This is a genomic window from Stenomitos frigidus ULC18, assembly GCF_003003795.1.
Classification (GTDB): Bacteria; Cyanobacteriota; Cyanobacteriia; order Leptolyngbyales; family Leptolyngbyaceae; genus Stenomitos; species Stenomitos frigidus_A.
The window spans coordinates 1-12,182 of record NZ_PVWK01000027.1 but is presented as its reverse complement, the minus strand read 5'-3'; the positions used below and the strand labels follow the sequence as shown (position 1 = coordinate 12,182).

Annotated in this window: 10 protein-coding genes; 4 read left to right on the top strand and 6 right to left on the bottom strand. The window is 51.4% G+C overall.

Annotated elements, in window-relative coordinates:
• Positions 1-287: 287 nt before the first annotated feature.
• The 3 genes from C7B82_RS05430 (at position 288) to C7B82_RS05420 (ending at position 3,698) form a co-directional block, all read left to right on the top strand.
• Positions 288-1,034: a type 1 glutamine amidotransferase gene (locus tag C7B82_RS05430; RefSeq protein WP_181357359.1), complete on the top strand. Its 747-nt coding sequence runs from the start codon at positions 288-290 to the stop codon at positions 1,032-1,034.
• A 470-nt stretch (positions 1,035-1,504) separates the two neighbouring features.
• The gene (locus tag C7B82_RS05425) at positions 1,505-1,891 is read left to right on the top strand and encodes a hypothetical protein (protein WP_106255296.1); all 387 of its coding nucleotides are present in this window, start codon (positions 1,505-1,507) and stop codon (positions 1,889-1,891) included.
• Between the two features lie 310 nt (positions 1,892-2,201).
• Positions 2,202-3,698, top strand: coding sequence for a GAF domain-containing protein (locus C7B82_RS05420; protein ID WP_106255295.1), 1,497 nt, complete (start codon positions 2,202-2,204; stop codon positions 3,696-3,698).
• Positions 3,699-3,885: 187 nt separating this feature from the next.
• Here C7B82_RS05420 and C7B82_RS05415 read toward each other — a convergent pair whose 3' ends face one another.
• From C7B82_RS05415 to C7B82_RS34170, 3 genes are all read right to left on the bottom strand, one after another.
• Entirely contained in the window at positions 3,886-5,520 is a 1,635-nt protein-coding gene (locus tag C7B82_RS05415; protein ID WP_106255294.1) for an alpha-D-glucose phosphate-specific phosphoglucomutase, read from the bottom strand.
• A gap of 387 nt (positions 5,521-5,907) precedes the next feature.
• The gene (locus C7B82_RS05410) at positions 5,908-6,642 is read right to left on the bottom strand and encodes a L,D-transpeptidase (protein ID WP_106255293.1); all 735 of its coding nucleotides are present in this window, start codon (positions 6,640-6,642) and stop codon (positions 5,908-5,910) included.
• Positions 6,643-6,745: 103 nt separating this feature from the next.
• On the bottom strand, positions 6,746-6,874 hold the full coding sequence (locus tag C7B82_RS34170; protein WP_281258930.1) for a hypothetical protein: 129 nt from the start codon (positions 6,872-6,874) through the stop codon (positions 6,746-6,748).
• On the opposite strand from C7B82_RS34170, the gene C7B82_RS05400 reads away from it, so the two are divergent.
• Positions 6,873-7,943 (top strand): YihY/virulence factor BrkB family protein, encoded by a 1,071-nt coding sequence (locus C7B82_RS05400; RefSeq protein WP_106255291.1) that lies wholly within the window; start codon positions 6,873-6,875, stop codon positions 7,941-7,943. The two genes, C7B82_RS34170 and C7B82_RS05400, sit on opposite strands and share 2 nt — an antisense overlap.
• Before the next feature lie 16 nt (positions 7,944-7,959).
• Here C7B82_RS05400 and C7B82_RS05395 read toward each other — a convergent pair whose 3' ends face one another.
• The 3 genes from C7B82_RS05395 to C7B82_RS05385 all read right to left on the bottom strand — a co-directional run.
• Positions 7,960-8,454, bottom strand: a complete 495-nt coding sequence (locus C7B82_RS05395; protein WP_245939745.1) for a pentapeptide repeat-containing protein — start codon at positions 8,452-8,454, stop codon at positions 7,960-7,962.
• Between the two features lie 105 nt (positions 8,455-8,559).
• The gene (locus C7B82_RS05390; protein WP_106255289.1) at positions 8,560-9,933 is read right to left on the bottom strand and encodes an LCP family protein; all 1,374 of its coding nucleotides are present in this window, start codon (positions 9,931-9,933) and stop codon (positions 8,560-8,562) included.
• Positions 9,934-10,573: 640 nt separating this feature from the next.
• Positions 10,574-12,182 (bottom strand): GMC oxidoreductase (locus C7B82_RS05385; protein ID WP_106255288.1); only part of this gene is annotated, 1,609 nt, incomplete at its 5' end.

Here is a 12,182-nt window from a genome sequence, read left to right as displayed (position 1 = left end):
AACTTCCCCTGCGAATCGGTTATTATAACAAGCTGGTTTCCGCTTTGCGATCGCAGCGTCAAGGCAGGCAAGAAAAGCATCCGTGCGCCTCGGCTGACTAGACCGCTGCAAACTGTAGTTCGCTGTGGGGGCGGATTTTGCCTGGGCGACTCATGATGACCGATCAGAGAGTCACTAAACCTAACTCTTACAAAAAATTGGTCAATTAACCAATCATCTCTGCCTGAAAGCCGCTCATTGACGATGGTAAAACAGTAAAACTAGCACCCTGAGACTTAAGTAAAATGATGACTGACTCTCCTAACCTTTTGGTGATCCGGCATGAGCCCTGCAGCAGTTTGGGAATGCTAGAAACGGCAGTAAAAAAGGCTCAGATTCCGTTTCGTTATTTAGATACTTCTCAAGGAGAGATCTTGACAGAGCCAGTCTCTCATTACTCCCACATTGTCATTTTAGGCGGTACAGTTAGTGCGTATGAAGACGATCGCTATCCATTTCTACAGACAGAATTTAAACTATTAGAAACTGCGATCGCGCAAGAAATTCCGCTTTTAGGCATCTGTTTAGGTTCGCAAATCCTGGCGCGAGTGCTAGGTGCTCGCGTTTATCGTGGTGAGTCTGGTCGGGAGGCCGGATGGTGTGACCTGGAACTCACCGAAATGGGTCAGGAAGATGTACTGTTTCAGGGCTTCCCTGATCAATTTAAAGTGTTTGAATCACATCAAGACACGTTTGAACTGCCGTCACACTGTGTGCATCTTGCCACTAGCAACATGTACCCAAACCAGGCATTTCGCTACGGCAATGCGGTTTGGGCGATTCAGTTTCATCTCGAAATGGACGAACATGCACTCGGCAGTTGTGCAGACCTCATTGAGCAGGAACTTGAGGAAAGCCACATACAAGATACGACGTTGGCGCAACTTCTGGCAGAAGCCGCGTCTCATTCTCCGTCGGTGGCACCACTTGCTGATCGCTTCATGCAGCAGTTTCTTGCTGTCAACACTCAAAAAATCCTGCAGGCGTCGTTCTAAATGCTGGTGTGAATGCGCGACATGCACGGATGAGTCTATGTTCTGGTTAGATGCTGGGCTATCTTAGGGAAGGTTTACACAACGTAACTATTGGTTGGAGATCTTAACGTCTGTCCAAAGCATAGCCAATGGGCGATCCCCGCATTGTCAACAGCCATTTATCCGGATTATCACGGATGGTATGGCAGATCGAATTGAGAAGAGCGATATTAAATAAGGAAGGAAGTGAGGCGTCCAATTGCCTTCAGTGTTCCAATCCAGTCTGATGACTCTCTGCAAAAAGTGCACCGCTTAAACATTGATTGCTTAGCAATTTAGTTGCTTAACGTTTGACTGGTTGGTGCTAGCGGGCAGCGCACTAATGTGCTGCTAGCGATCGTTTGCAATGCATTCTTTTTGCAAAACACTCCAACGAAACCAAACCGTACCTCGACTCACTTCATCTCTTTTTTTAGGAGGACGGCCTTGCTATGTCGCAACTTTTCAAAACCGATTTAGAAGAATATGCCCGTCAGTGTACTCTACAACGACGACGTTATGAAGAGTGCCTTCAACAAGCCCAACAAAGCTGCACGGTGATGTCAGAAACCATGCGTCATGACACACTAGGAAACCCGATCGAAGTGAAGCAAGTCGATACCTGCGTTGAGCAATCGGTGCAAAGCTGCATGATTGAGCTACTAGAAATGCCGGTTGAGCCATTAGGCTGGGATGACGAGGATGCAGCTTTAGGTGATACAAGAACCGTATCCACTAGAGAGCCGCAAGGGCAGGGCGATCGTGCACAAGTATCCCATCAAACTAGTGCCAAACCAGCAGCAAAAAGCCCTAGTCCTGTCGGTTTTGGTGCTCCATAAGGGCTCGTTCAAACGCAGGCTGATGGAGTTTTAGTTGGGGGTGATTTACGTCTGTAGAGGCCTTGTTTCTAGCGCTTCTATAGACGTAAGAGACTTGCCAGACAAATAGTATCCCGACGTAGGGATATGGCACTGCCATATCCCCACCAACGTTTACGACTGACTGGTACGTTATCTTGGCGCCGCTCCCTAAACGATTGGATTTAAAGCACTACCCACAGTATTGGGTAGTGCTGGATTGTACTTTCAGATACAAACTCCCTTATGTAATTGCGTCTCAATGGGAAGGATCGCTTTGTAGACGCTCCTCGTGCCTGAGTCGAATTCTGGTTTTCTAGACTCTACTCAACTTTTATTTGATCTACAGCAAGGCAATGTGATTGCCTGTAGTCTTAGCGGTTGCCTTGAACCAGAAGCGATCGCACGTCGAGTCACTGATGGCATGGTGGCTGAATTTGGCTGTGCGTTTGCTCGCATCTGGCTCGTTGAGCCCGATCGTACAGCCCTGTGCCTCGTTGCCTCATCAGGTATGTACACCCGCATTGATGGTTCGTTTGCCAGAGTGCCAATGGGAGCCTTTAAGGTGGGCAAAATTGCCCAGAATGGCATTCCGTTTCTCAGCAATGCTTTGGCGGATGAGATATGGGTGCGCGATCGCGACTGGGCGATCGCCAACGGTATTCATGGCTTTGCTGGCTATCCTCTCACGGCTGGTGGTGATGTGGTGGGTGTGCTGGCTGTCTTTAGCCGACAGGCCATGGCACCCGAATTTCTGGAGGTTTTACAGAGCCTCTGTGCTACGGTTACGATCGCCCTCGAAATTGCGCTGCATCATCAACAAGCAAAGCAAGCCTGGCACCAGGAAAAACAAACCTGGATGACTGCTAAACACAATCATCATAGCTTTAGCCCCCTCTCTGAGCAGTTGGCAGGTCTTTTAGCCAATGTACGCCTGACGCTAGTGGGTACCGAAATTCCGCTGTCAGCACCGCTGACGTATCTATTTTTGCGGGCAGCGGAAATCTTGCGTGACATGCAGTGCATGTACTGCCGCTTAACGTATGGCACCGCACAAATCTCTCTAGAAGCAATGGCCTCTTCTCTGATGCCCAAAGCGTCGCCAAACGGTCATCCTAGTACCTCACCGCTTGGCGAACTTTTGTTTGCAGCGACCTGCTTGGGCGGTAGTTTACAGAGCTATGCGGGGGCTGATCAGCGTGCGGCACAAGTATTGCTGTCTGTTCCCTATCCTGGCTGCGTATTAGGCCCACACGTACATATTCAGTGCGGCTTGCCTGTTTTGCAGATGGCGTTCACACAACTGGCCTATCTGGCAGGGTTAACTGTTTGTGCTACCGCAGAAACGGTGACCGTCCCGGTGCTTACAGACCATCCTGCGCTACTGGAAACCCGTAACCCGATTCTCTGGGTGGCGACGCAGACACAGCCAGTGCCTAAGCAGGCAAGCGCCAAAATTGATTTGACGATTACGCCTGCCCAACTCCATGCTGCGGTCGAAGCTGTCACTCAAGGAGAGACCTGGGGCTTAGCGCTCAAAGCAGAGGCTGAGGCAAAGAAGCTGTCTGAGCGCGAACAAGAAATTATGACGCTCCTGGCTCAAGGCTTGCGCGATCGCGATATTGCCAACACCCTATACATCAGCGATCGCACCGTCAAATTCCATATCAATAACATTCTGGTCAAGCTCAAAGCTAAGACACGTTTCCAGGCACTGTATCAGGCCACGCGCAATGGTTGGATCAACCCAGAAAACTTGGAGCGATCGCAGACTCAAACCTCAAGCTAGTAGACTTCCGAGGAAAAATTTACCGTTGGGTGCGGGCAGGTTTTGCTAGCGTTTTGCCCTCTAGCCGTTCACCTTGTGAGCAAACCTGCCCCTACGAGTCTTTTATCTGCTAGAAATCTCCCTAGAGTCTCTGGCTGCTTTAGACTGCGATCGCTCTACCAGCAACCAAAAACTAACCACTGATCTATCAAGTAATCACTGTTGGCTTCTCCATGCCTGTATGCGTGTGGATACCCGCGATCGTGTCGGCGATCGTGATTAGCTCACCTAGCGCTTGTTGAGGGTCAAGCTGATGCTTGGCGATATTGGGCTCATAGCTTTCTAGATAAACCCGTAGCGTCGCGCCCTGCGTACCCGTACCAGAGAGTCGTAGGACAATACGAGAGTCATCGGTAAAGCCAATTCGCACGCCCTGATTGTTACTGACGCTGCCGTCAATGGGGTCGGTATAGCTGAAGTCGTCGGTGTATGCGACTTCGTACGCGCCAAACTTTTTGCCCTTCAGCGTGGGCATTTGCTCGTACACTCCTTTCATAAGCGTTGCTGCACGATCGCTGTCCACACCTTCGTAGTCATGGCGCGAGTAGTAGTTGCGTCCATACTGCTGCCAGTGTTCCGTTACAATTTGCTCAACCGACTCTTGCCGTACTGCCAGAATGTTGAGCCAGAACAGCACCGCCCACAGGCCATCTTTTTCGCGCACATGGTTGGAGCCCGTACCAAAACTTTCTTCACCGCACAGGGTGACTTTGCCAGCATCCAGCAGATTGCCAAAGAATTTCCAGCCCGTGGGCGTTTCATACGACTCAATGCCAAGGCGTTCAGCGACGCGATCGGCCGCCTGGCTCGTCGGCATCGATCGCGCAATACCTGCCAGTCCGTCTTTATAACCAGGTACGAGTTTGGCGTTGGCAGCAAGCACCGCCAGGCTATCGCTGGGGTTGACGAAAAAGTGACGACCCAGAATCATGTTGCGATCGCCATCACCATCAGACGCAGCGCCAAAATCGGGTGCATTCTCGCCAAACAGGATCTCGACCAGATCGTGAGCATAGACCAGGTTAGGGTCAGGATGTCCACCACCAAAATCTTCTAGCGGGATACCGTTTTGCACTGTGCCAGCGGGCGCTCCCAAGGTTCCTTCAAACAGCGCGTGGGCATAGGGACCAGTGACGGCATGGAGGGAGTCCATACACATGCGGAAGGAGCCGTTGGTGAGGAGTTTGCGGATGCGATCGAAATCAAACAACGACTCCATCAGTGCCGCATAGTCAGCTACCGCATCAATCACTTCAACAGTGCTGTTGCCTAACGGAAAACTGCCCAGACTATCCAAATCAATATCGGTCGCGTCCAGGATTTTGTACTGAGCGATCGCCTTGGTGTGGGCAAAGATGGCCTCTGTCACCTTTTCTGGTGCCGGCCCACCGTTGCCAATGTTGTACTTAATCCCAAAATCCTCTCTCGGCCCACCGGGATTGTGACTCGCGGACAGGATAATCCCACCAAAAGCACCATTTTTACGAATCACACAGGAAGCAGCAGGCGTCGAAAGAATGCCGCCTTGCCCGACCAGTACACGACCGAAGCCGTTGGCCGCTGCCATTTTCAAAATAACTTGGATCGCCTCACGGTTGTAATAACGACCGTCACCACCAACGACTAGCGTTTGCCCCTGAAACCCTTCCAGACTGTCGAAAATAGACTGGACAAAGTTCTCCAGGTAATGGGGTTGCTGAAACGTTGGCACTTTCTTACGCAACCCAGAGGTTCCAGGCTTTTGGTCGGTAAAGGGCGTGGTCGAAACTGTTTGTATATTCATGCAAAATCCTTTTCAGGCCGATGGTTGGCGCACCGATTGTGTGGTGCTGACTAGGTTGAGGTAGAGCTGACCCGCTCAGTCGGTAGTCTAAATAATTTGTAGGATGGGTAGAGTCGTTCCTCTAGAGCAATGAAGGCATCTCAACTGCTGTTAATTAGCATGGCTATTCATAGGACTTTTTAAATAGCTGCACACTTTAGCTGAGCGGTCAGCGGTCAGCATTCAGCACTTAAAGAAGAACTGAGCGCTGACAGCTTTCAGCTGAAAGCTTAAAACCATGACGTCATTTCTTTACAGGCCCATAATGTTTGCGCGATCGCACCGTTGCTCTTCAAATCATACGCCTCAGGGGTTAAGAGATCAGGTAGCGAGTGCGGTCAGAAACCATTACTTCACAACCTTTACCACGGTGCCAAGGGTCACTTGCTTAAAGAGTTCTTCTACATCCTTGTTGTACATGCGCACACAGCCATGCGAGGCAGCCCGACCGACTGAGCGAGGTGTAGGCGTGCCATGAAACCCAATCCAGTTTTTACCATCTGTCCAGAAACCAATCCAGTAGCGACCCAGAGGATTTTCGGGATCGCCGCCTGGAATCACGACACCCTTTTGCAACGGGTGCACCCAGGTCGGGTTTTTGATCATTTGCTTGACTTCATACGTACCTACAGGGGTTTCCCAACCAGGACGACCCACCGCGATCGCGTAGCTCTTCAGGGGTGTCTCACCGCGATACAGCGTGACCTGACGACGACTCAGGCGAATTTCTAGCCGCAGGGCTTGTGTGTCGGCATCAGTCGGCGATAAGTCTGGCTCAAACCGCAAGTCTGGATGAAAACCGGGATCAAGATAAGGCGCGAGTGCCGCTGGTATCCGTAGATGGCTGGGCGGCTTTGCGTTCTCCTGTTCAGGTGGCTTTGGCGATGCCTGTGGAGGCGCTGCTGGATTCTCAGTCGTTTGAGCTGGCTGAGCCGACGAGCTTGCAGAGGATGGCTGGTCGGCTAATATGGCCAACGACAGTGCCAAAAAACTCACTAATAGCAAACGTACTCTAAAGGTCAATAGCGCACGCGTTCTGGTTTTTGACAGCGCAAACGCTTGTTTGACGGAAGGTTGCAGCATTACTTAACGGAAATTCAGGAGACTACCTTCGATGAAAGCAGGAGAACAGACGACTCGCAATACACCCCTGGTGAGACCTCTGCAGGGAGCGTTTTTGTCACTCCTATCCCGGCAGATATGGTTGATCTCTGTGAGCACCCATCATATGCCATTCTTCAGACCGATGTGCCATTACAACTTGCATCCGATGATGACCGAGACGGCGATCGCACGGTAAGAGGGATTGGGGCATGAAGCCAAAGGTTGTTTTCAAGCTGCTCAAAGCGACGGTGACGGAATGGCAAGAAGATAAAGTGCCACTGTGGGCGGCTGCCCTAGCATACTACACGATCTTTTCGTTGGCTCCACTGCTGTTGATTGCGATCACGATCGCAGGCATTGCGTTTGGGGAGGATGCGGCACGCGGTGAAATTGTTGGTCAAATTCAAGGGCTGGTCGGTAAAGAAGGGGCGACCGTTATTCAGTCGATGATTCAAAACGCGCATCGACCTGGCTCGGGCGGAACGGTCGCCACAATCGTCGGTGTAGCCACGCTGTTGTTTGGGGCGTCCGGTGTGTTTGGGCAATTGCAGGATGCGCTGAATACAATCTGGGGAGTCAAACCAAAACCAGGACAGGGGATTAGAAGTTTCCTTCAGGCACGCTTTTTGTCGTTTGCGATGGTGCTAGTGATTGGCTTTCTGTTGCTGGTATCGCTGGTACTGTCGGCAGCACTGGCCGCGATCGGCACCTTTTTCAACCATTTGCTACCCGATGTGGCGATCGTGGGTCAACTAGTCAATTTTTTTGTCTCCTTCGGTTTCATCACGCTTTTGTTCGCTGCCATCTACAAATTTTTGCCTGATGTCAACGTTGCCTGGAAAGACTTATGGATCGGTGCCGCTACAACTGCTTTATTGTTCAACATCGGCAAGTTTCTGATTGGACTTTACCTGGGTAGTAGCGGCGCAACTTCAGCGTATGGGGCAGCCGGTTCACTGGTCGTCATTCTGCTATGGGTGTTCTACTCGGCTCAGATTATTCTGTTTGGCGCGGAGTTTACCCAGGTGTTTGCCAAGTATCGTGGCTCTGAGATTACACCCAGTACTCATGCCGTTTGGATCTCGCCAGCTAACCAGTCACGAGCAGAGTTGCTAACCGATCGTGCCGCCAGCCAGGATGATGGCAGCGTGATACCAGTGCGTCAACCAGCAGCATCCCATAACGCTCGATCGGTCGCGGCTCTACTGGGTTCTGTCGTCATGCTGGCAGGAGCAGCACGGCGGTCAACTCAGCGATCGCGTCGCCGGAGAGGCCGCTAGCGTTGATCATCCCGTCTCAACGACAGCCCAAGCTTTCACGCGTGGCAACACCCGTTGCTGGATTAACGCCCGTCGCGCGCTTGCAGAGTTGAGTCAGATCGTAGCGATCGATAATCGCATCGGTGAAATCAGCTCCAGTGATGTCTGCGTCTTCAAAAATGCTGCTAGACAGGGTGGCTCCCACCAGAATGGCATTCGTCAGATTGGCTTTATAGAAGGTGACGCGATCGCCCAACGCATTTTCCAAATTGGCACCCGTCAAGTTCGCCCCTAAAAGATTGCCCTTTGTCAAAATGGCACCCACCATATTGGCTCCAGCAAAGTTAGTGCCTCGCATCTCGGCAGCCACAAAAACACTGCCAACCATGTCGGCGTTGGAAAAGTCCCGGTTATCTAAATTGGTATTGCTGTAGTTGATCGTTTTTGCTTGAGCCAGCGCTGGTGCGGCTCCTAGCAGCACCCACAGCCACGCCAGCGCGATCGCCAGCAAGACCACTAGAGAGCGTCTCATAAGCTTCATTGCAGACAGTTGCATGGAAAAATATGACCTAAGAGTCAGAAAATCATTGCTTCAATCTAACAACTAAACGCAAACGAGCGACACCTTCAAACTCAGTTAGTTTGCTGGAGTTGTCCAGTCGTCCCCCAGACGAATCGTCAGGTCAGATTCTAGATCGCCTGTTGAATCGGCTTCTACTCGACCAATTCCTAGCAAGCCTTTCAGCGTTTCGGCATTCGTCAGATCGCCCTGCTGCGCAATAATTTGAGTCTGGCTCTGTTTCTCTGACCAATCAGAAGCAACGTAGACGTTAGAAAACCCTCGTTTCACGAGATAGCGACGTAGCTGATCAGCAGCGTCTGTTTTGCTCGAAGCATTTTGAATGGCAATTTTAAGGTCGTTGGCAGAACGAATCTGGTCGCTTGTCGCAGTCGTTGGATCGATGTTGAAGTACTGCTTCATAACGCGATCGCGCCCCTCAGGGTTCATGATCCAATAGCTGGCATTGAACTCGGTGGGAGTGCTAAAACGACCGGGTAGCATCACCATCTTAAAATTACCCTGACTCAATTGACGCCCAGCACCCGTCAGGGCAAGCATCTCTTCCACGCTCAGGTTGGTGTCAATATACTTCTGCATCGCCGACACCAATCCAGGTAGTCGTGGGATGACTGCTGGATTAGTGACTCGTTTTAGTAAGGCTTTAAGCAACGTCTGTTGACGCTGCACGCGTCCAATATCGCCATAGGCATCGTGGCGAAACCGAGCAAACTGCTCTGCCTGGTTGCCATTCAACGTTTGCAACCCAGCAGCAAGGTTGATCGTGAGTTTTTGGGTTTTATCCACATACGACATGGCCTCGGGGACGTAGACCTCAACCCCACCCAGCTGATCAACCAGTTCTCGAAAGGCTTCGGTATCAACTCGTACATAGCGATCGATGGTAATGCCATTCAAAACGCCACTCACCGTTTTAGCGGCCAGTTCTGCGCCGCCTCTGACATTGGCATCGTTAATCTTGGTGACCCCAACATTGGGAATGTCAACCTGAGTATCACGCGGTACCGACAACAGTTTGACCGAGTCGTCCGTTGGGTCTACTCGTAGCATTAACATCGTGTCGCTGCGCCCATTAAAAAGCTCTTTTGAGCCTGACTTGGCGCCAGGGACACGATCGATGCCCATGACCAGAATGTTGACTGGGCGACCCACCTGATACTGAAAGCCAGACTGCCAAAGGTTTTTGTCTGACGGCTGTGCCCCTTTTTGATTCAATGCGCTGCCCGTTGGCAGCGGAAGCACAAGCGCAACCGTAATGCCGATAGCGGTAGAAAGCGCTGCCACTGCCACCAAGGTTAACCGCTTCAAAAACCACTGAGAGGAAGGATCTTTCTGGGGTGATGGATGAGCGACTAATGGCTGTAGTGGAACGGTAGAACGTAAGTGTCCTTTGGACTGATGAACATTCGCGCCTCTTTCAATTTGTGTCACTACCAGCGATCCTTTTTATTGAACTCAGGCAACTACAGCCCGCCCATTCAGACTACCGAACCTAACTTGTCGAGATTATAGCGCGAGCTTGCCCTAGACCTGATCTGCATCCAGACAGAATTACCTCTGTACACTCTATGAGGCCGCGATCGAGCCTTGGGTGCCCTATACAACAGCAATAGTGGTTTAGACGTGGTAAAAACAAGCGCCTGATCACGAATGAGAGGCTGCGGAAAAGCATCTAGACCCTTCTAGTAGGACTTACACACGGTTTCTGAACAACCAGGTTTTTAAGCACCAAAGGGATACTCAAAAACCTGGTTGCTCACGAAGCAGCCTGGTTGCTGCACAGCCCCCGAAGCTTAGAAACACGAATTTAATCACTTCGGCATTTCCCGTAGGCGCGCACGGCCCGCCCCTACATGTAAGCAATTTGTCAATTTTATTTAATCCACGATCCTTAGGAATGAGAATTCAATAAAACCGACAATTTTGTAGGGGCTTAGCATTCGGGTAAAAGCGCTTACCGTAGCCGAAGGCAACCCTGCCGAAGGCTAAGCCCTTACCGTGAGGATGACCGATGTTATTTAATCCACGATCCTTAGCAACAACGGGTTAGCAATAACGGTAAAGTCTAGTGTCACCGAACTTCGATCAACGCTTGCTGGAGCACCTGCTTCACATGGTCTGCCAAACGGAGCGACAGTGCCACAATGGTCAACGTCGGGTTCGCATAACCGCCCGTCGGAAACACCGAACTTCCGGCAATAAAGAGATTTGTCAGGCCATGCACACAGCACTGTTCATCCACAACGCCCTGCTTCGGATCAATGTGCATGCGTGTGGTGCCCATGTGATGGGCGACGCCAGAAGGCGACAGGACTTGGAGTGGTTCAGACCCTTCACGCCGCAGTTCACCCAGGCCTGATCGCGCGATCTCTGCTGTCAACAATTCGTGGGTGCGACGGATGCTCTCAGCGTCAAGATCACGCCAACGCCAGTGCAACTCCAGCTTTTGACAGCCTAACGCGTCTCGCTCTGAGGATAAGGTCAACCGATTATGAGGATTGGGTGCCTGCTCGGTCTGATAAAACAACTGAAACATTTTGAAGCGGCGGTGATTATGCGATAGCTCTGACCAACCACCGCGTCCAAAACCGTGAAAGAGAGACTGCTTTTTGGTTGCGGCGAGATAAGCGGCGATCGCAACATAATCCAGCCCTTGAAGCATTTCATAGAGCCGTTTGGGAATCTGATCCGGTCGTTCACCAGCCGCGATCGTTTCGCCTAACGTTTTGAATGCCACGATCGCTCTAGACTGACGTAGGCTGGCTCGTGGGAACATCAACACACCCACATTTAAGAGCTGTTCGCGCTGCATCAGTGCTTTCGAGAGCGTCAATTTACCCATAACAGGCACTTGCTTAACCTGACGCAGATCATACAGAGCCATTTTGTCAATCAGCTTGGGGCTTTTCGGGATGAACATACCACCATCAACGAGGGGATGATCCATGAAAAAACGACCCACCAGATCATGCTGATTACCCAAACCAGATGGCTGCTGTTGCTGCGAGACTAGCAGCAAGCGGGCATTTTCCAAGCCACCTTTCGCGAGGATAAAAATCTTTGCAGCAACGGCAAAGTGTCCGCCCTCGAAGGTTGCCACACGAACACGAGTAACCGTTTGTGCTGGTTCGTTTGCATGCAGTTCTACAGCCGTAGCGTTGTAGTAAACCGTGATGTTTTTTGCCTGCGCCAACGCGTCACGAGACTCAGACGCAAAGGCATCACGAGGCCCAAACTGGAACATGGTCGTCGTCACTCGATCGCAATCAAGAGGCAGTCGGGCAGTTGTTTCGCTCTCCCAGCTTTCTGCGTCATAGTCAAACGGTCCAGCTTGACAGGCTGCCTGAGCACGTTGATAGAACGGGGCCAGGTGCGATCGTGAAAAAGGCCAACCGCTGTAGGGCAGCCAATCGCGTTGCTCGAAATCAATGTCGTCCAGAGGCGCATAGCGAACGCCCATCTGCCCACTGCCGATCTTAATTGACCAGATATTAGCATTGCCGCCAAGCTGACGGTGACGCGTCACATGCGGTGGTAAAAACGGATCGCCCGTGGTGGTTGCCTCCGAGAGTGTCTGTGCCTGTGGGTCAACCTCTAGGCCACCGCTTTCCAACACACAAACTCTTGTGTTAGTTCCCATGAACTCACGCGCCAAACTCATCGCAGCGGGGCCGCTCCCA

Bases quoted from the DNA above. Each gene is read 5' to 3' on its own strand.
- C7B82_RS34170 (WP_281258930.1), bottom strand. From the start codon at position 6,874: ATGCCCCAATCCCTCTTACCGTGCGATCGCCGTCTCGGTCATCATCGG.
- C7B82_RS05410 (WP_106255293.1), bottom strand. From the start codon at position 6,642: ATGCTGCAACCTTCCGTCAAACAAGCGTTTGCGCTGTCAAAAACCAGA.
- C7B82_RS05400 (WP_106255291.1), top strand. From the start codon at position 6,873: ATGAAGCCAAAGGTTGTTTTCAAGCTGCTCAAAGCGACGGTGACGGAA.
- C7B82_RS05425 (WP_106255296.1), top strand. From the start codon at position 1,505: ATGTCGCAACTTTTCAAAACCGATTTAGAAGAATATGCCCGTCAGTGT.
- C7B82_RS05415 (WP_106255294.1), bottom strand. From the start codon at position 5,520: ATGAATATACAAACAGTTTCGACCACGCCCTTTACCGACCAAAAGCCT.
- C7B82_RS05395 (WP_245939745.1), bottom strand. From the start codon at position 8,454: ATGAGACGCTCTCTAGTGGTCTTGCTGGCGATCGCGCTGGCGTGGCTG.
- C7B82_RS05430 (WP_181357359.1), top strand. From the start codon at position 288: ATGACTGACTCTCCTAACCTTTTGGTGATCCGGCATGAGCCCTGCAGC.